This is a genomic window from Leclercia sp. W17, from assembly GCF_003336325.1.
Taxonomy (GTDB): Bacteria; Pseudomonadota; Gammaproteobacteria; order Enterobacterales; family Enterobacteriaceae; genus Enterobacter.
Map to the genome: position 1 here is coordinate 817,286 of NZ_CP031101.1, position 19,007 is coordinate 836,292.

At 56.6% G+C, this 19,007-nt stretch carries 17 protein-coding genes and 1 other RNA gene; 14 read left to right on the top strand and 4 right to left on the bottom strand.

Annotated elements, in window-relative coordinates:
- Window positions 1-10 precede the first annotated feature (10 nt).
- From pgk to DVA44_RS04105, 5 genes are all read left to right on the top strand, one after another.
- Window positions 11-1,174: a phosphoglycerate kinase gene (pgk, locus tag DVA44_RS04085; protein ID WP_103822789.1), complete on the top strand. Its 1,164-nt coding sequence runs from the start codon at window positions 11-13 to the stop codon at window positions 1,172-1,174.
- Window positions 1,175-1,263: 89 nt separating this feature from the next.
- On the top strand, window positions 1,264-2,343 hold the full coding sequence (gene fbaA, locus DVA44_RS04090) for a class II fructose-bisphosphate aldolase (protein WP_039029814.1): 1,080 nt from the start codon (window positions 1,264-1,266) through the stop codon (window positions 2,341-2,343).
- Window positions 2,344-2,528: 185 nt separating this feature from the next.
- Window positions 2,529-3,386: a small-conductance mechanosensitive channel MscS gene (locus tag DVA44_RS04095; RefSeq protein ID WP_114385790.1), complete on the top strand. Its 858-nt coding sequence runs from the start codon at window positions 2,529-2,531 to the stop codon at window positions 3,384-3,386.
- 140 nt (window positions 3,387-3,526) lie between these two features.
- Window positions 3,527-4,162: an arginine exporter ArgO gene (gene argO / locus DVA44_RS04100; protein WP_114385791.1), complete on the top strand. Its 636-nt coding sequence runs from the start codon at window positions 3,527-3,529 to the stop codon at window positions 4,160-4,162.
- 92 nt (window positions 4,163-4,254) lie between these two features.
- Window positions 4,255-5,040 (top strand): oxidative stress defense protein, encoded by a 786-nt coding sequence (locus DVA44_RS04105; RefSeq protein ID WP_114385792.1) that lies wholly within the window; start codon window positions 4,255-4,257, stop codon window positions 5,038-5,040.
- Between the two features lie 57 nt (window positions 5,041-5,097).
- On the opposite strand, the gene argP is transcribed toward DVA44_RS04105, so the two are convergent.
- Window positions 5,098-5,991, bottom strand: a complete 894-nt coding sequence (gene argP, locus DVA44_RS04110) for a DNA-binding transcriptional regulator ArgP (RefSeq protein WP_103822785.1) — start codon at window positions 5,989-5,991, stop codon at window positions 5,098-5,100.
- Between the two features lie 150 nt (window positions 5,992-6,141).
- Here argP and rpiA point away from each other — a divergent pair, with 150 nt between their 5' ends.
- Entirely contained in the window at window positions 6,142-6,801 is a 660-nt protein-coding gene (gene rpiA / locus DVA44_RS04115; RefSeq protein ID WP_114388369.1) for a ribose-5-phosphate isomerase RpiA, read from the top strand.
- 267 nt (window positions 6,802-7,068) lie between these two features.
- Window positions 7,069-8,301 carry a phosphoglycerate dehydrogenase gene (serA, locus tag DVA44_RS04125; protein WP_114385793.1) on the top strand — a complete coding sequence of 411 codons (1,233 nt, stop codon included), beginning with the start codon at window positions 7,069-7,071 and terminating at the stop codon, window positions 8,299-8,301.
- A gap of 90 nt (window positions 8,302-8,391) precedes the next feature.
- On the opposite strand, the gene DVA44_RS04135 is transcribed toward serA, so the two are convergent.
- The 3 genes from DVA44_RS04135 to zapA all read right to left on the bottom strand — a co-directional run bounded on the left by DVA44_RS04135 (window position 8,392) and on the right by zapA (window position 9,568).
- A complete protein-coding gene (locus DVA44_RS04135; RefSeq protein ID WP_114385794.1) occupies window positions 8,392-8,988 on the bottom strand; it encodes a 5-formyltetrahydrofolate cyclo-ligase in 597 nt (198 codons plus the stop codon).
- Window positions 8,989-9,013: 25 nt separating this feature from the next.
- A non-coding RNA gene (ssrS, locus tag DVA44_RS04140) (6S RNA) lies at window positions 9,014-9,197 on the bottom strand.
- Window positions 9,198-9,238: 41 nt separating this feature from the next.
- Window positions 9,239-9,568 carry a cell division protein ZapA gene (gene zapA / locus DVA44_RS04145; protein ID WP_039029820.1) on the bottom strand — a complete coding sequence of 110 codons (330 nt, stop codon included), beginning with the start codon at window positions 9,566-9,568 and terminating at the stop codon, window positions 9,239-9,241.
- Window positions 9,569-9,735: 167 nt separating this feature from the next.
- Here zapA and DVA44_RS04155 point away from each other — a divergent pair, with 167 nt between their 5' ends.
- From DVA44_RS04155 to gcvP, 7 genes are all read left to right on the top strand, one after another.
- Window positions 9,736-10,314 carry a YecA family protein gene (locus tag DVA44_RS04155; protein ID WP_139156297.1) on the top strand — a complete coding sequence of 193 codons (579 nt, stop codon included), beginning with the start codon at window positions 9,736-9,738 and terminating at the stop codon, window positions 10,312-10,314.
- 21 nt (window positions 10,315-10,335) lie between these two features.
- Window positions 10,336-11,649, top strand: a complete 1,314-nt coding sequence (gene pepP, locus DVA44_RS04160; RefSeq protein WP_114385795.1) for a Xaa-Pro aminopeptidase — start codon at window positions 10,336-10,338, stop codon at window positions 11,647-11,649.
- The gene (gene ubiH, locus DVA44_RS04165) at window positions 11,646-12,824 is read left to right on the top strand and encodes a 2-octaprenyl-6-methoxyphenyl hydroxylase (RefSeq protein WP_114385796.1); all 1,179 of its coding nucleotides are present in this window, start codon (window positions 11,646-11,648) and stop codon (window positions 12,822-12,824) included. The genes pepP and ubiH overlap by 4 nt, the downstream gene beginning before the upstream one ends.
- A gap of 12 nt (window positions 12,825-12,836) precedes the next feature.
- Window positions 12,837-14,039 carry an FAD-dependent 2-octaprenylphenol hydroxylase gene (gene ubiI, locus DVA44_RS04170; RefSeq protein WP_114385797.1) on the top strand — a complete coding sequence of 401 codons (1,203 nt, stop codon included), beginning with the start codon at window positions 12,837-12,839 and terminating at the stop codon, window positions 14,037-14,039.
- Window positions 14,040-14,467: 428 nt separating this feature from the next.
- Window positions 14,468-15,562, top strand: coding sequence for a glycine cleavage system aminomethyltransferase GcvT (gene gcvT, locus DVA44_RS04180; RefSeq protein WP_114385799.1), 1,095 nt, complete (start codon window positions 14,468-14,470; stop codon window positions 15,560-15,562).
- A 23-nt stretch (window positions 15,563-15,585) separates the two neighbouring features.
- A complete protein-coding gene (gcvH, locus tag DVA44_RS04185; protein WP_039029826.1) occupies window positions 15,586-15,975 on the top strand; it encodes a glycine cleavage system protein GcvH in 390 nt (129 codons plus the stop codon).
- A gap of 127 nt (window positions 15,976-16,102) precedes the next feature.
- Window positions 16,103-18,976 (top strand): aminomethyl-transferring glycine dehydrogenase, encoded by a 2,874-nt coding sequence (gene gcvP / locus DVA44_RS04190; protein WP_114385800.1) that lies wholly within the window; start codon window positions 16,103-16,105, stop codon window positions 18,974-18,976.
- The last annotated feature ends 31 nt before the right edge of the window (window positions 18,977-19,007 follow it).

Sequence of the window (19,007 nt, forward strand, 5' to 3'; positions counted from 1 at the left end):
AGGATTCACCATGTCTGTAATTAAGATGACCGATCTGGATCTGGCAGGTAAACGCGTTTTCATCCGTGCGGATCTCAACGTACCGGTTAAAGATGGGAAAGTAACCAGCGACGCGCGTATCCGTGCCTCTCTGCCAACCATCGAACTGGCACTGAAGCAGGGTGCAAAAGTGATGGTAACCTCCCACCTGGGTCGTCCGACCGAAGGCGAGTACAACGAAGAATTCTCTCTGCTGCCGGTTGTTAATTACCTGAAAGACAAACTGTCCAGCCCGGTACGTCTGGTTAAAGACTACCTGGACGGCGTGGAAGTTGCTGAAGGTGAGCTGGTTGTTCTGGAAAACGTTCGCTTCAACAAAGGCGAGAAGAAAGACGACGAAACCCTGTCCAAAAAATACGCTGCACTGTGCGACGTATTCGTGATGGACGCATTCGGTACCGCTCACCGTGCCCAGGCTTCTACCCACGGTATCGGTAAATTCGCCGACGTCGCTTGTGCAGGTCCTCTGCTGGCCGCTGAGCTGGATGCGCTGGGTAAAGCACTGAAAGAACCTGCTCGTCCGATGGTTGCTATCGTTGGTGGTTCTAAAGTTTCCACCAAACTGACCGTTCTGGACTCTCTGTCCAAAATCGCTGACCAGCTGATCGTTGGCGGTGGTATCGCTAACACCTTCGTTGCTGCCCAGGGCCACAACGTGGGTAAATCCCTCTACGAAGCAGACCTGGTTGACGAAGCGAAACGCCTGCTGAGCACCTGCGATATCCCGGTTCCAACTGACGTTCGCGTCGCGACCGAGTTCTCTGAAACCGCAACCGCAGAGCTGAAATCTGTTTCTGACATCAAAAATGAAGAGCAGATTCTGGACCTGGGCGACGCCTCTGCAGAGAAACTGGCTGAAATCCTGAAGAATGCAAAAACCATTCTGTGGAACGGTCCGGTTGGCGTGTTCGAATTCCCGAACTTCCGTAAAGGTACTGAAATCGTAGCTAACGCGATTGCAGACAGCGAAGCATTCTCCATTGCTGGCGGCGGTGACACCCTGGCAGCCATCGATCTGTTCGGTATTTCCGACAAGATCTCCTACATCTCCACTGGCGGCGGCGCATTCCTCGAATTCGTGGAAGGCAAAGTTCTGCCAGCAGTAGCCATGCTCGAAGAGCGCGCTAAGAAGTAAGCCATTTTAGGGCAGGGAAACCTGCCCAATTTTCAGCGCGCTTTTAAGAGCTCGCCCCTTTCCAAGGCCGAAGATACAGGACTCGCAACATGTCTAAAATTTTTGATTTCGTAAAACCTGGCGTGATCACTGGTGATGACGTTCAGAAAGTGTTCCAGGTAGCTAAAGAAAACAACTTTGCTCTGCCAGCAGTTAACTGCGTCGGTACCGACTCTATCAACGCCGTACTGGAAGCAGCAGCAAAAGTTAAAGCACCGGTAATCGTTCAGTTCTCTAACGGCGGTGCTGCGTTTATCGCAGGTAAAGGCGTGAAAACTGACGTTCCTCAGGGCGCGGCAATCCTGGGCGCAATCTCTGGCGCACATCACGTTCACCAGATGGCTGAACACTACGGCGTTCCAGTAATCCTGCACACTGACCACTGCGCGAAGAAACTGCTGCCGTGGATCGACGGTCTGCTGGACGCGGGCGAAAAACACTTCGCAGCGACCGGTAAGCCACTGTTCTCTTCTCACATGATCGACCTGTCTGAAGAGTCTCTGGAAGAGAACATCGAGATCTGCTCCAAATACCTGGCGCGCATGGCCAAAATGGACATGACCCTGGAAATCGAACTGGGTTGCACCGGTGGCGAAGAAGACGGCGTGGACAACAGCCACATGGACGCTTCTGCTCTGTACACTCAGCCAGAAGACGTTGATTACGCTTACACCGAGCTGAGTAAAATCAGCCCACGTTTCACTATCGCGGCTTCCTTCGGTAACGTACACGGTGTGTACAAGCCAGGTAACGTGGTTCTGACCCCAACCATCCTGCGTGATTCTCAGGAATACGTTTCCAAGAAACACAACCTGCCGCACAACAGCCTGAACTTCGTCTTCCACGGCGGTTCTGGTTCTTCTGCTCAGGAAATCAAAGATTCCGTTAGCTACGGTGTTATCAAAATGAACATCGATACTGACACCCAATGGGCAACCTGGGACGGTATTCTGCAGTACTACAAAACTAACGAAGCTTACCTGCAGGGCCAGCTGGGCAACCCGAAAGGCGAAGACCAGCCGAACAAGAAATACTACGATCCACGCGTATGGCTGCGTGCAGCCCAGACCTCTATGGTGACGCGTCTGGAGCAGGCTTTCAAAGAGCTGAACGCGGTTGACGTTCTGTAATTTAAGCTGCTGACAGCATCAAAAGCCCGCGTTAATCGCGGGCTTTTTTTATGTCTTTTCAACTGGCTATAGCGGCTGTTTTATGTGATCTGCTTGGCATATTGTTGGCTTTTTGTTTACCCTTTACACACTTGCTCCTCTCCGCATGGGGCGGATTTGTGTTTTATGTGCATAAGGAAAGATAAATGGAAGATCTCGGTGTTGTAGATAGCATCAATAACGCGGGCTCCTGGCTGGTGCGTAATCAGGCGTTGCTGTTGAGTTACGCGGTAAACATTGTGGCGGCCATCGTCATTATCATCATCGGTATGATTGTTGCGCGCATCATTTCTAATGCGGTCAACCGCGTGATGCGGGCGCGCCATATTGATGCCACGGTAGCAGACTTTCTCTCTGCGCTGGTGCGCTACGGCATCATCGCTTTTACCCTGATCGCGGCGCTTGGGCGTGTAGGGGTACAGACCGCGTCGGTAATCGCCGTACTCGGTGCCGCCGGTCTGGCTATTGGCCTGGCATTACAGGGCTCGCTGTCGAACCTGGCCGCCGGGGTGCTGCTGGTCACCTTCCGTCCGTTCCGCTCGGGCGAATATGTGGATCTGGGCGGCGTGGCCGGAACCGTGCTGCAGGTGCAGATCTTCTCGACCACCTTACGCACCGTTGACGGGCGTATCGTGGTGATCCCGAACGGTAAGATTATCGCTAATAACATCATCAACTTCTCACGTGAACCTGAGCGTCGTAATGAGTTCATTATTGGCGTAGCGTACGACTCGGATATCGACAAAGTGAAGCAGTTGCTCACCAATATTATCGAGTCTGATGAACGCATTCTGAAGGATCGCGACATGACCGTGCGTCTGAACGAACTGGGCGCTTCATCGATCAACTTTGTGGTGCGCGTCTGGAGCAAAAGTAGCGATCTGCAAAGCGTTTACTGGGACGTACTGGAGCGCATCAAACGCGACTTCGATGCCAACGGCATTAGCTTCCCGTATCCGCAGATGGATGTGAACTTCAAGCGGGTGAAAGAACCATCGGAATAAGGTTTTACCTTAACCCGGTGCGCGCAATGCGTACCGGGTTTTATTAGCTTCCCTTATTGCCAATTAATATTATCCATTTCCTCTTATTATTCTCCCGCAGTATAGTCAGCCCCTAAGACACATTTTTGAGATTAGTTTCCATGTTATCTTTTTACATTCAGGGGCTTATGATTGGCGCGGCGATGATCCTGCCTCTCGGCCCGCAAAATGCCTTCGTCATGAATCAGGGCATTCGACGTCAATATCACATCATGATCGCGCTGCTCTGCGCACTAAGCGATATGCTGCTGATTTGTGCCGGGATTTTTGGCGGTAGCGCGCTGCTGATGCAGTCTCCCTGGCTGCTGGCACTGGTCACCTGGGGCGGCGTCGCCTTTCTGCTCTGGTATGGCTTTGGCGCCCTGAAAACGGCGTTGGGCAGCAATATTGAGCTGGCCAGCGCTGAAGTCATGAAGCAGGGGCGCTGGAAAATTATCGTCACCATGCTGGCGGTGACCTGGCTTAACCCGCACGTTTATCTCGATACGTTTGTGGTGCTGGGCAGCCTGGGAGGGCAGCTGGATGCTGAGCCGAGGCGCTGGTTCGCGCTGGGTACCGTGAGCGCCTCCTTCCTCTGGTTCTTTGGTCTGGTGCTGCTCGCTGCATGGCTGGCACCCCGCCTGCGCACCGCCAAAGCCCAGCGCATTATTAACGGCCTGGTCGGCGTGGTGATGTGGTTTATTGCCTTCCAGCTGGCGAAAGAGGGGATTCATCACATTCGTGAACTATTCAACTAAGCGTTGTCTTATGGACATTCGGCCAGCAGTCGCTAAGCTTGCTGGCATGCGCCCTGTTACCTGGGCACTCTTCGCAACATGGAGGAATTAAAGTGAAGTTGAATGTAATCGCCCTGGCGGCATTAATGGGTTTTGGCGCAGTATCCGCTCAGGCCAGTGAGCTGCCTGACAGCCCGCATATTGTCACTTCCGGAACCGCAAGCGTGGATGCAGTGCCGGATATCGCTACCCTTGCCATTGAAGTTAACGTGGCGGCCAAAGATGCGGCCACCGCCAAGAAACAGGCAGACGATCGCGTTGCGCAATATCTCTCTTTCCTTGAGCAGAATGGCATAGCGAAGAAAGATATCAATTCCGCTAACCTGCGCACCCAGCCAGATTACGACTATCAGAATGGCAAAAGCATCCTGAAAGGTTATCGCGCGGTACGTACCGTCGAAGTGACCTTGCGTCAGCTGGATAAACTTAACTCTCTGCTCGATGGCGCGCTGAAAGCGGGTCTGAATGAGATCCGTTCCGTGTCCCTGGGCGTTGCGCAACCAGAGAAGTATAAAGACGAAGCGCGTAAAGCGGCGATTGATGACGCCCTGCATCAGGCGCAGCAGCTGGCTTCTGGCTTTAACAGCAAACTGGGGCCGGTATACAGCGTGCGTTACCACGTCTCTAACTACCAACCGAGCCCGATGGTGCGCATGATGAAAGCGGAAGCGGCGCCGGTCTCCGCGCAGGATACCTACGAGCAGCCAACGATTCAGTTCGACGATCAGGTTGACGTGGTGTTCCAGCTGGAGCCTGCACAGGGTCAGCAGCAGAGCCAGCAGACTCCACAGGTGCAGCAGCAAGCGCAGCAGCCGGATACGGCGACAAAAGCACCGTAATGGTTGTTTAGCAGCAATAAAAAGCCGGGTGAGCGTTAACGCGACCCGGCTTTTTTATTAGTCCTGGCGCAGGACCTTATGGCCGTGGGCCAGCAGCGCATCGGTGACGTTGCGCATCATCCGGCTTTCCGGCGCGAAGCGGTGCCAGTAGAGCATACGGCGCTGGTGCAGGCCTGGCGTCAGGTCGATCAGTTCGCCGCTCTGTAGCTCTTTCTCGATCTGCAGATGCGGGATCATGCAGCAGGTTGTGCCCTGACGCGCCAGCTGCACGAAGGCCTCTGATGAGTTAACGATATGGCAGGGTACGCTGCCGGGCGGCAGGTCGAAGTTCTGCTGTAAAAACGCCTGATGCATATCATCGAGATGGTCAAACGCCACGGCGGGCGCTTTCAGCAGCGCCGCGCGGGTGACGCCATTCGGGAAGTAACGTTCAGCAAAGGCTTTGGAGGCGACGAAGAGATAATCCAGCGCCCCCAGCTGATCCACCAGGCAGCTTGGCAGCGCCTGAGGCTGGATACTGACCGCGCCCACCACTTCACCGCGACGCAGACGCTCCTGAGTCCGGGTTTCGTCTTCCACCTGCAAATTCAGCCGGATAGGCGAATCGGCCAGCACCGGGGCGAGGGCAGGCAGCAGCCAGGTTGCCAGGCTGTCGGCGTTGACCGCGAGAGAGAGCAGCAGCGGCGTGGAGCCGGTCTGTTCGTCACCCAGCCACTCATCTTCCAGCAGCTCAACCTGACGCAGCAGCGCCAGCAGTTTTTGCCCCTGTTCGGTGGGACGCGGCGGCACGGTACGAACCAGCAGCGGCTGCCCGAACATATTCTCAAGCTGTTTGATCCGTTGCGAAACGGCGGACTGGGTAATGCACAGCTTCTGTGCTGCGCGTTCGAATCCGCGTTCACGAATAACGGCATCAAGGGCCTGTAATGTTCTGTAGTCCGGACGTTTCATTGCTCTGGCTGACTCCCAAATGATTCAATACTTCGCACTATGACATAAATTTATGTTTGATACAGACGAAATTGGTGACCTTGCAGATCACATGGCGCAGGTGAATGCTCTATAATGCGCGTCACGCAAAATCACCACGGGCAAGAGATCATGACGCAGGATGAACTGAAAAAAGCAGTAGGATGGGCCGCTCTCCAGTATGTACAGCCGGGTACCATTGTCGGCGTGGGCACAGGATCAACGGCAGCACACTTTATTGATGCGCTCGGCACGATGAAAGGGCAGATCGAGGGCGCGGTTTCCAGCTCCGATGCATCCACGGAGAAGCTGAAAAGCCTGGGCATTACCGTTTTCGATCTGAATGAAGTCGACCGCCTGGGTATCTACGTTGATGGCGCGGATGAAATCAACGGCCATATGCAGATGATCAAGGGCGGCGGCGCGGCGCTGACGCGCGAAAAAATCATCGCCTCTGTTGCGGACAAGTTCATCTGTATCGCCGATGCTTCGAAGCAGGTGGATATCCTTGGCAAATTCCCGCTGCCGGTTGAAGTGATCCCGATGGCGCGCAGCGCGGTTGCCCGTGAGCTGGTCAAGCTGGGCGGACGCCCGGAATACCGTCAGGGCGTGGTGACGGACAACGGTAACGTGATTCTGGATGTTCACGGTCTGGAGATCCTCGACGCCGTGGCGCTGGAAAACGCTATCAATGGCCTGCCAGGCGTAGTAACTGTAGGGTTATTCGCCAACCGTGGCGCGGATGTCGCGCTGATTGGCACCGCCGAAGGCGTGAAAACCATCATGAAATGATCTGACGGGGGGAGCTTCCCCCCGCTAATTATTTTTGCAAAAGCGATATTTGGTGACTTGTGTCACATTTATAACCCTCCCCTGACGATCCTGCCGCTTTCCTCCTGCTCCACAGAATAATTCACTGCCAATTGCGGCTGTATGACATTTCTTCAGAGTGCCGACGCAAACGTTCATATTGCTGCAATAGTTTTTTTTGATATGTTGGCGGGAGTGGATTTCAATCCAGCACAACAACAGTTCAGACAATCAGACAGGGTCGGGGAAATGGCAAAGGTATCACTGGAGAAAGACAAAATTAAATTTCTGCTGGTCGAAGGGGTGCATCAGAAAGCACTGGATAGCCTTCGTGCGGCGGGTTACACCAACATCGAATTTCACAAAGGTGCACTGGATACCGAACAGCTGAAAGAGTCGATCCGTGATGCCCACTTCATCGGCCTGCGATCCCGTACCCACCTGACAGAAGAGGTTATTGCCGCGGCAGAAAAACTGGTGGCGATTGGCTGCTTCTGCATCGGCACCAACCAGGTCGATCTCGATGCTGCCGCGAAGCGCGGTATCCCGGTATTCAACGCGCCATTCTCCAACACCCGTTCCGTGGCGGAGCTGGTCATCGGCGAACTTCTGCTGCTGCTGCGCGGCATTCCTGAAGCCAACGCCAAAGCGCACCGCGGGATCTGGAATAAACTCGCCTCCGGCTCTTTCGAAGCGCGCGGTAAAAAGCTGGGGATTATCGGTTACGGCCACATCGGCACGCAGCTGGGCATTCTCGCCGAATCGCTCGGGATGCACGTCTTCTTCTACGACATTGAAAGCAAACTGCCGCTGGGTAACGCCACCCAGGTTCAGCATCTCTCCGATCTGCTCAACATGAGCGACGTGGTGAGCCTGCACGTGCCGGAAAACGCCTCCACCAAAAACATGATGGGTGCGGAAGAGCTGGCGCTGATGAAGCCGGGCTCGCTGCTGATCAACGCCGCGCGTGGTACGGTGGTGGATATTCCTGCCCTGTGTGACGCCCTGAAAAGCAAACATCTGGCGGGGGCGGCCATTGACGTCTTCCCGACCGAGCCGGCGACCAACAGCGATCCATTCAGCTCGCCGCTGTGCGAGTTTGATAACGTGATCCTGACTCCGCACATTGGCGGCTCCACGCAGGAAGCGCAGGAAAATATCGGTCTTGAAGTGGCCGGTAAGCTGAGCAAATACTCCGACAACGGTTCCACCCTCTCTGCGGTCAACTTCCCGGAAGTCTCTCTGCCGCTGCACGGCGGACGCCGTCTGCTGCACATCCACGAAAACCGTCCGGGCGTGCTGACGGCCATTAACCAGATCTTCGCCGAGCAGGGGGTCAACATTGCCGCACAGTATCTGCAAACTAACGCGCAGATGGGTTATGTGGTTATCGATATCGAAGCGGATGAAGACGTTGCAGAGAAAGCGCTGCAGGGGATGAAAGCCATTCCGGGCACGATTCGCGCGCGTCTGCTTTACTGATTTAGTGCGGTCTGCTGCCCGGCGGCGCTTTGCTTGCCGGGCCTACGGATTGTGTAGGCCGGGTAAGGCGACGCCGCCACCCGGCTTTTTTCACCACTGCCAAATCCTGGAAGGCGTCACCACCGCAGGCAGCGGGATATCCCACTTCTCCACCGGTAACTTTTCAACCCCTTGGCAATCATGCGCATAGCCCACGGGATGTAAACCGTACTGCTGCCAGTTCTGCAACGTGCGATCGTAAAAGCCACCACCCATACCCAGACGCTGGCCGCTCTCATCAAACGCCACCAGCGGCGTCACCAGCACGTCCAACTGATCCAGCGGCAATACGTCGCGCACGTCCAGTTTCGGCTCGGTGATTTTCAGACGATTCACCACCAGTTCGCTGTGAGGGTGATAGTGCAGAAACAGGAGATGACCCGGGCTAAAAGGGTGGAGTACAGGCAGATAGACTTTTTTCCCGGTGCGCCAGAGTTCATCGATCAGCGGCTGGGTATCCAGTTCGCCGTCAAAGGAGAGAAACAGGGCCACCGTGTGCGCCATGACCATAGGCGGATACGCCATCATGCGGGCCGCGGCTTGCTGCGCGAAATGGGCTTGCTGTTCAGGCGTTAGGGCTCTGCGTTGCTGACGAATAAACTGACGAATGTGTTGACGTGTGGCAGGAACTTCAGGAAGTTGCGTCATGGTAGTCGCTGGGTAGAAAGGTGAGGGAATCTCCGAGATGCCGCCGCAGGCTGTAACCCTTGAACCCTTGGTTCAAGGTGAATGTGTCGTCATGATTTTAAGGCTTCTCGGACGAACCGAGCATGCTCACCAACCATGGAGCGCCACATTCTTGTGGTATGAAATATCGGCTCAGGGGACTGGCCCGCATGCGAACATCTCAGAGAAATTTTTCCTTCAGGGTCACTCTACCATAGTAGACCATGAAGTGTTATTCAAAGTTTTGCCCCGGTCTGTCAGTAATGCGACCCTGATCAAGCAATGCCTGTTCAATGGTCTGCTGGAGCATTTTAATGCGTTGTTCCATGCTCGCCGCGTATTCGCGGGTCTTCGCTTTTTCCTGAGTCAATTCATAACTGATGTTCAACGCGGCGATGAAAACCAGCTGCTCAGTATTTGTGACTCTAGTGCGTTCTTTTAAATCTTGCAACCGCTGATTCAAATCATCCGCAGCCTGATTCAAAGCATCCCTTTGTTCAGGCGGACAATTCACTCGCAGCGAACGGCCAAAAATTTGGATATCGACGGGTTGTGCAGACATGCCACCTTCCTGCTGTTTGACTGCGCTGCCTTCACACCCGATTCCGGGGGCTGCGAAGGGGCGACACTATAGCTACCCTGGTGCGCAGATACAAGCCCTATTCTGGTTCACCAGGGTCCAAAGTGGTAGCATACCATGAATATTCCTCCCAATGATGACGAATGCGCATGTCTATACAGAACGAAATGCCTGGCTACAACGACGTTAGCCAGTTACTGAACCAGCAGGGCGTGGGTTTAACACCTGCTGAAATGCACGGTCTGATCAGCGGGATGCTGTGTGGTGGAAACAACGACAGCTCATGGCTGCCGCTGGTTCACGACCTGACGAACGAAGGTCTGGCGTTTGGTCACGATCTGGCCCAGGCGTTGCGCAGTATGCATGGCGCAATCAGCGATGCGCTGGAAGATGACGGCTTCCTTTTTCAGCTTTATCTGCCTGATGGCGACGACGTTAGCGTGTTCGATCGCGCCGATGCGCTGGCCGGGTGGGTTAACCATTACCTGTTGGGGTTGGGCGTAACGCAGCCTAAACTTGAAAAGGTGACGGGCGAAGCCGGAGAAGCGATCGACGATCTGCGCAACATTGCACAGCTGGGCTACGACGAGGAAGAGGACCAGGAAGAGCTGGAAATGTCCCTCGAAGAGATCATTGAGTATGTGCGCGTCGCGTCATTGCTCTGCCACGATACCTTTACGCGGACTCAGCCCACTGCGCCGGAAGTGCGCAAACCAACCTTACACTAATAACAACTACTGGAGGGTGTCATGACTCAGCAAGAGTACCTTCGTCGCCGTCAGGCGCTGCTGGCTACGATGCAGCCGGGAAGCGCCGCGCTGATATTTGCCGCACCGGAGGCCACGCGCAGTAACGATAGCGAATATCCGTATCGCCAGAGCAGTGATTTCTGGTACTTCACCGGCTTCAACGAGCCGGAGTCGGTACTGGTGCTGATTAAAAGTGATGACACCCACAACCACAGCGTGCTGTTTAACCGCGTCCGGGATCTCACCGCCGAGATCTGGTTTGGCCGTCGGCTGGGACAGCAGGCCGCGCCGGAAAAGCTGGGCGTGGATCGCGCCCTGGCGTTCAGCGAAATCAACGATCAGCTTTACCAGCTGCTTAATGGCCTGGATGTGGTTTACCACGCCCAGGGCGAATATGCGTATGCCGACGAGATTCTCTTTGCCGCGCTGGATAAGCTGCGTAAAGGCTCCCGGCAAAATCTGAAAGCGCCCGCAACGATCACCGACTGGCGTCCCGTTGTGCATGAACTGCGCCTGTTTAAATCGGCTGAAGAGCTGGAGGTGATGCGTCGTGCGGGTGAGATCAGCGCGCTGGCCCATACAAGGGCGATGGAAAAGTGCCGTCCGGGGATGTTCGAATATCAGCTCGAAGGGGAAATTCATCATGAGTTTACCCGCCACGGCGCGCGCTATCCGGCCTACAACACCATTGTGGGCGGTGGTGAAAATGGCTGCATTCTTCACTACACCGAAAACGAGTCCGAACTGCGGGATGGCGATCTGGTGCTGATTGATGCCGGATGTGAATTTAAAGGCTATGCCGGGGATATCACCCGCACCTTCCCGGTGAACGGTAAATTTACCCCAGCCCAACGCGCGATTTACGACATCGTTCTGCACTCGCTGGACACTGCGCTGATGCTGTTCCGCCCCGGCACCTCCATTCAGGAAGTGACCGGCGAAGTGGTGCGCATTATGATTAGTGGACTGGTGGAGCTGGGTATTCTTAACGGCGACGTCGACCAGCTGATCACTGAGAACGCGCACCGTCCCTTCTTTATGCATGGCCTGAGCCACTGGCTGGGGCTGGACGTGCATGATGTGGGTGCCTATGGCCCGGAGCGTTCGCGCGTGCTGGAGCCTGGCATGGTGCTGACCGTTGAGCCGGGACTCTATATCGCACCGGATGCCGATGTGCCTGTGGAGTATCGCGGTATCGGCATTCGTATCGAAGACGACATCGTTATCACCGAAACCGGCAACGAAAACCTCACCGCATCGGTGGTGAAAAATGCCGACGAGATCGAGGCGCTGATGGCGGCGGCGCGCGCATGAGTATCATCATCGTTGGCGGAGGCATGACGGGAGCGACGCTGGCGCTGACCCTCTCTTCCCTGACCCAGGGTAAGCTGCCGATCCATCTGGTCGAAGCGGTTGCGCCGCAGTCGACGGGCCATCCGGGATTTGACGGACGCGCTATCGCCCTGGCGCAGGGCACCTGCCAGCAGCTCGCGCGCAGCGGCATCTGGCAGGCGATTGCCGATTGCGCCACGGCCATCGAAACCGTTCATGTCAGCGACCGGGGTCATGCCGGGTTTGTCACCCTTGAGGCGCAGGATTACCGCATTGATGCGCTGGGGCAGGTGGTTGAACTGCACGACGTGGGCCTGCGCCTGTTCCGTCTGCTAAAGGATGCCCCAGGCGTGACGCTGCATTGCCCGGCGCGCGTGGAGCATTTTACCCGCAGCGAAGCGGCGGTGAGCGTCACGCTGGATGACGGCACGACCCTTGACGGACAACTGCTGGTGGCAGCCGACGGCTCCCGTTCGGCGCTCGGCCAGCAGTGTGGGATCCAGTGGCAACAGCAGCCCTATCATCAGCTGGCGGTGATTGCCAACGTCGCCACCGCCGAGCCGCACCGTGGTCGCGCTTTTGAACGTTTTACCCAACATGGCCCGCTGGCCATGCTGCCGATGTCGCAGGGGCGCAGCTCGCTGGTCTGGTGCCATTCGCTGGAGAGTGCGGACGACGTGCAGAGCTGGTCTGATGAACGCTTCTGCACCGAACTGCAAAAAGCCTTTGGCTGGCGGCTGGGGCGGATCACCCATGCGGGCAAGCGTTCGGTCTATCCCCTGGCCTTAACCACGGCGTCGCAGTCTGTCTCCCATCGCGTCGCGCTGGTGGGCAATGCGGCACAGACGTTACACCCCATCGCCGGACAGGGCTTTAACCTCGGGCTGCGCGATGTCATGAGCCTTGCCGAAACCCTGGCCCAGGCATTTGCGCAACAGCAGGATTGCGGGGCATATACGGTGTTATGCCACTACCAGAAGCGTCGCCAGGCAGATAAAGCGGCGACGATCGGCGTAACCGACGGGCTGGTGCATCTGTTTGCCAATCGCTGGGCGCCGCTGGTAGCGGGACGTAACGCCGGATTAATGGCGATGGAACTATTTATTCCGGCACGTGATGTGCTGGCACAGAGGACGCTTGGTTGGGTCGCTCGCTAAGGAGTAAACAAAGTGCAGAATGTTGATGTCGCCATTGTCGGTGGCGGAATGGTAGGACTGGCGCTGGCCTGCGGTCTGCAGGGGAGCGGTCTGCGCGTGGCGGTGCTGGAACAGAAACAGCCGCAGCCTGTCGCTCCCGATGCGCCGCCTGAGCTACGCGTTTCGGCGATCAACGCCGCCAGTGAAAAGCTGCTGACCCGCGTTGGCGTCTGGTCAGAGTTTATCGCCCAGCGCGCCAGCTGCTATCATGGCATGGAAGTGTGGGATAAAGACAGCTTCGGGCATATCGCCTTTGATGATGAGAGCATGGGCTACAGCCATCTCGGCCATATCATCGAAAACGCGGTGATCCATCATGCCTTGTGGCAGAAAGCGCAGCAGTGCAGCGACGTTACGCTGATCGCCCCCGCGCAGCTGCAGCAGGTGGCCTGGGGTGAAAACGATGCCTTTATTACCCTGCAAAGCGGCGACATGCTGACCGCGCGTCTGGTGGTCGGGGCCGATGGTGCCAACTCCTGGTTGCGCAACAAAGCCGACATACCCCTGACGTACTGGGACTACCGCCATCATGCCCTGGTCGCCACCATCAGGACGGCGGAACCGCACCAGGCGGTGGCCCGGCAGATCTTCCATAACGACGGCATTCTGGCCTTCCTGCCCCTCAGCGATCCGCATCTCTGTTCCATCGTCTGGTCGCTTTCCCCTGAGAAGGCGCAGCAGATGCAGGAGGCATCAGCCGAAGAATTTAATCAGGCCCTGTGCGTGGCCTTTGATAACCGGCTGGGGCTCTGCACCGTCGAAAGCGAGCGTCAGGTATTCCCGTTAACCGGCCGCTATGCGCGCCAGTTCGCGGCGCATCGCCTGGCGCTGGTGGGCGACGCGGCGCACACCATTCATCCGCTGGCCGGGCAGGGGGTAAACCTGGGCTTTATGGATGCCGCCGAGCTGGTGAATGAACTGCGCCGCCTCCATCGTGAAGGCAAAGATATCGGTCAGCATCTTTACCTGCGCCGGTACGAGCGTAGCCGTAAGCACAGCGCGGCAATGATGCTGGCGGGGATGCAGGGCTTCCGCGAACTCTTTGCTGGTGCCAATCCGGCGAAAAAACTGCTGCGCGATCTCGGCCTGAAACTGGCTGACACCCTCCCGGGCGTTAAACCACAACTTCTGCGTCAGGCGATGGGTCTTAACGACCTGCCGGACTGGCTACGCTAATTTAGAACTCCATCACACTTTATTCTCCCGGCCTGCAGGCCGGGGGATCTCCCTCGTTTGAAATAATCTAATTTCACCGCCTTTTTCGCATTAGATTAACTAATCTGACTATTTTTATGTTACGGAAATTTCGCGCATTTTTCCGCAGTAAATATCACTCCGTGCTAAATCCTCTCTTATTGCCTTTGCGTTTGTGCGGAATGATTCGCATTTTTGCAGTGAATAATTCTGTACGCTTTGCTGGCTTTTTTGACCATAAGCTAATGTGATGACCCATTTTGCCTTATGGTTAACCACCGTTTTCGGTGGTAAGTTCAGGTAAAAGAGAACGTTTGCGTCGGTGTCCGGGAGCGATGCCGATGCCGGGTTTCGTGGTGAATTTTTCGCCATGAAACGCAAGACAGCCCAGCTCATTCAACGAGGATAAGATGGCTCAACAGACGCCTTTGTATGAACAACACACCTTATGCGGTGCACGTATGGTCGATTTCCATGGCTGGATGATGCCGCTGCATTATGGTTCGCAGATTGATGAGCATCATGCGGTGCGCACCGATGCCGGTATGTTCGACGTCTCGCATATGACCATTGTCGATCTGCACGGCAGCCGCACCCGGGAGTTTCTGCGTTATCTGCTGGCAAACGACGTCGCCAAACTGAAGACGCCGGGTAAAGCGCTCTATAGCGGCATGCTGAATGCCTCCGGCGGCGTCATTGACGACCTGATTGTCTATTACCTCTCTGAAGATTTCTTCCGCCTCGTTGTAAACTCCGCCACCCGCGAAAAAGACCTCTCCTGGATCACCCAACACGCTGAACCTTACGGCATCGACATCACCGTGCGTGACGACCTGTCGCTGATCGCGGTGCAGGGACCAAATGCCCAGGCGAAAGCCGACTCCCTGTTTAACGACGAACAGCGCAAAGCCACCGAAGGCATGAAGCCGTTCTTCGGCGTGCAGGTGGGCGATCTCTTTGTGGCGACCACCGGCTACACCGGTGAAGCGGGCTATGAAATTGCGATGCCGAACGAAAAAGCGGCTGACTTCTGGCGTGCGCTGGTGGAAGCGGGCGTTAAGCCGGCAGGTCTGGGCGCGCGCGATACGCTGCGTCTGGAAGCCGGCATGAATTTGTATGGCCAGGAGATGGACGAAGGGATCTCTCCGCTGGCGGCTAACATGGGCTGGACCATTGCCTGGGAACCGGCCGATCGCGATTTTATCGGTCGTGAAGTGCTGGAACAGCAGCGTGAGAAGGGCACCGAACAGCTGGTTGGCCTGGTAATGACCGAGAAAGGCGTGCTGCGCGGCGAGCTGCCGGTACGTTTCACCGATGCCAATGGCAACCACTGCGAAGGCATTATCACCAGCGGCACCTTCTCCCCGACGCTGGGTTACAGTATTGCGTTGGCGCGTGTGCCGGCGGGCATTGGCGAGACGGCCGTGGTGCAGATCCGCAACCGCGAAATGCCGGTCCGCGTGACCAAACCGATTTTTGTTCGCGCCGGTAAACCGGTCGCCTAATTATTTTTATCAGGAGAAATTCAATGAGCAATGTGCCAGCAGAACTGAAATACAGCAAAGAACACGAGTGGCTGCGCAAAGAAGCCGACGGCACCTATACCGTTGGGATCACCGAACATGCTCAGGAGCTGTTAGGTGACATGGTCTTTGTGGATCTGCCGGAAGTGGGCGCGACCGTGACCGCCGGCGACGACTGTGCCGTAGCGGAATCTGTTAAAGCCGCTTCTGATATCTATGCGCCAGTGGGCGGTGAAATCGTGGCGGTTAACGACGCCCTGAGCGACTCCCCGGAGCTGGTCAACAGCGAGCCTTACGGCGAAGGCTGGATCTTTAAAATCAAAGCCAGCGACGAAGCGGAAGTTGCCGCCCTGCTGGATGCCACCGCGTACGAAGCCTTACTGGAAGACGAATAATGTTGTGCCGGATGGCGCTGCGCTTATCCGGCCTCCAGAACAACGTAGGCCCGGTAAGCGTTAGCGCCACCGGGCAACAGAGTTACAGACAACTACGATTCACTGCACGTTTCAGGAACCATCGCTCATGACACAGACTTTAAGCCAGCTTGAAAACCGTGGCGCCTTCATCGAACGTCACATTGGGCCGGATGCTCAGCAACAGCAGGAGATGCTGAAGACGGTTGGCGCGGATTCGCTCAACGCCTTGATCGGCCAGATCGTGCCAAAGGATATTCAGCTCGACACGCCGCCGCAGGTGGGGGAATCGACCACTGAATATGCCGCCCTGGCGGAACTGAAAGGCATTGCCAGCCTGAACAAGCGCTTTAAGTCTTACATTGGCATGGGCTACACCAACGTGCAGTTACCGCCGGTGATCCTGCGCAACATGCTGGAAAACCCGGGTTGGTACACCGCCTACACCCCTTATCAGCCGGAAGTCTCTCAGGGACGTCTGGAAGCGCTGCTCAACTTCCAGCAGGTGACGCTGGATCTGACCGGTCTGGACATCGCCTCTGCTTCCCTGCTGGATGAAGCCACTGCCGCCGCAGAAGCGATGGCGATGGCAAAACGCGTCAGCAAACTGAAAGGCGCAAACCGTTTCTTCGTTGCGGCCGACGTTCACCCGCAAACCCTCGACGTGGTACGTACCCGTGCTGAGACCTTTGGCTTTGAAGTGATTGTTGACGATGCTGAGAAAGTGCTGGATCACCAGGATGTGTTCGGCGTGCTGCTGCAGCAGGTTGGCACCACCGGTGAAGTGCACGATTACGCCAAACTGATTGCCGAGCTGAAAGGGCGCAAAATTGTCGTCAGCGTGGCGGCCGATTTTATGGCGCTGGTGCTATTAACCGCCCCGGGCAAACAGGGCGCAGACATCGTCTTCGGCTCTGCGCAGCGCTTCGGCGTACCGATGGGCTACGGCGGCCCGCACGCGGCCTTCTTCGCCGCCAAAGATGAATTCAAACGCTCCATGCCAGGCCGCATTATTGGCGTATCGAAAGATGCCGCCGGTAACACCGCCCTGCGCATGGCGATGCAGACTCGCGAGCAGCACATCCGCCGTGAGAAAGCGAACTCCAACATCTGTACCTCTCAGGTACTGCTGGCCAACATCGCCAGCCTGTATGCGGTCTTCCACGGCCCGGTTGGCCTGAAGCGTATCGCCAGCCGCATTCATCGCCTGGCCGATATCCTGGCCTGCGGCCTGCAGCAGAAAGGTCAAAAACTGCGCCACGCTCACTTCTTCGACACCCTGTGTGTTGAAGTGGCTGACAAAGCTGCCGTGCTGGCACGCGCTGAGGCAGCAGAGATTAACCTGCGCAGCGATATCCTGAATGCGGTCAGCATCACCCTGGATGAGACCACCACCCGTGACGATCTGCAGGTGCTGTTTAACGTCCTGCTGGGTGAAGACCACGGTCTGGATGTGGACACGCTCGATAAAGAGGTGGCGCACGACAGCCGCTCCATTCAGGCGAGCATGCTGCGCGATGACGCGATCCTGACGCATCCGGTCTTTAACCGCTATCACAGCGAAACCGAGATGATGCGCTATATGCACTCTCTGGAGCGCAAAGATCTGGCCCTGAATCAGGCGATGATCCCGCTGGGCTCCTGCACCATGAAGCTGAACGCCGCCGCCGAGATGATCCCAATCACCTGGCCGGAATTCGCTGAACTGCACCCATTCTGCCCGGCCGATCAGGCGGAAGGGTATCATCAGATGATCAATCAGCTCTCCGACTGGCTGGTGAAACTGACCGGCTACGACGCCCTCTGCATGCAGCCAAACTCCGGCGCACAGGGTGAATACGCGGGCCTGCTGGCGATTCGCCATTACCACGAGAGCCGTAACGAAGGGCATCGTGATATCTGCCTGATCCCAAGCTCCGCCCACGGCACCAACCCGGCCTCCGCCCAGATGGCAGGGATGGAAGTGGTGGTGGTGGCCTGCGATAAAAACGGCAACATCGACCTGGCTGACCTGCGTGCGAAAGCGGAACAGACCGGCGATAAGCTCTCCTGCATCATGGTCACCTATCCGTCCACTCACGGCGTGTATGAAGAGACCATCCGCGAAGTGTGCGAAATTGTGCACCAGTATGGCGGCCAGGTTTACCTCGATGGCGCCAACATGAACGCCCAGGTAGGCATCACCACGCCAGGCTTTATCGGCGCGGAGGTGTCGCACCTGAACCTGCACAAAACCTTCTGCATTCCGCACGGCGGTGGCGGCCCGGGTATGGGCCCAATCGGTGTGAAAGCGCACCTGGCGCCGTTCGTTCCGGGCCACAGCGTGGTGCAGATCGAAGGTATGCTGACCCGTCAGGGCGCGGTCTCTGCGGCACCGTTCGGCAGCGCCTCTATTCTGCCAATCAGCTGGATGTATATCCGCATGATGGGCGCGGAAGGGCTGAAGCAGGCCAGCCAGGTGGCGATCCTGAATGCCAACTACATCGCGACGCGTCTGAAAGATGCCTATCCGGTGCTCTACACCGGTCGTGATGGCCGCGTGGCGCACGAGTGCATCCTCGATATTCGTCCTCTGAAAGAAGAGACCGGTATCAGCGAGCTGGATATCGCCAAGCGTCTGATCGACTACGGCTTCCACGCCCCGACCATGTCGTTCCCGGTTGCGGGTACGCTGATGGTTGAACCAACTGAGTCCGAAAGCAAAGTTGAGCTGGACCGCTTTATCGATGCGATGCTGGCGATCCGCAGTGAAATCGACCGCGTGAAGGCCGGTGAGTGGACCCTGGAAGATAACCCGCTGGTTAACGCGCCACACACCCAGAACGAGCTGGTGGCGGAGTGGAACCACTGTTACACCCGCGAACTGGCGGTCTTCCCGGCAGGCGTAGCCAACAAGTACTGGCCGACCGTGAAGCGTCTTGATGACGTTTACGGCGACCGTAACCTGTTCTGCTCCTGTGTGCCGATGAGCGAATACCAGTAATCTTTCTGTCATACTGTAGGCCGGGTAAGCG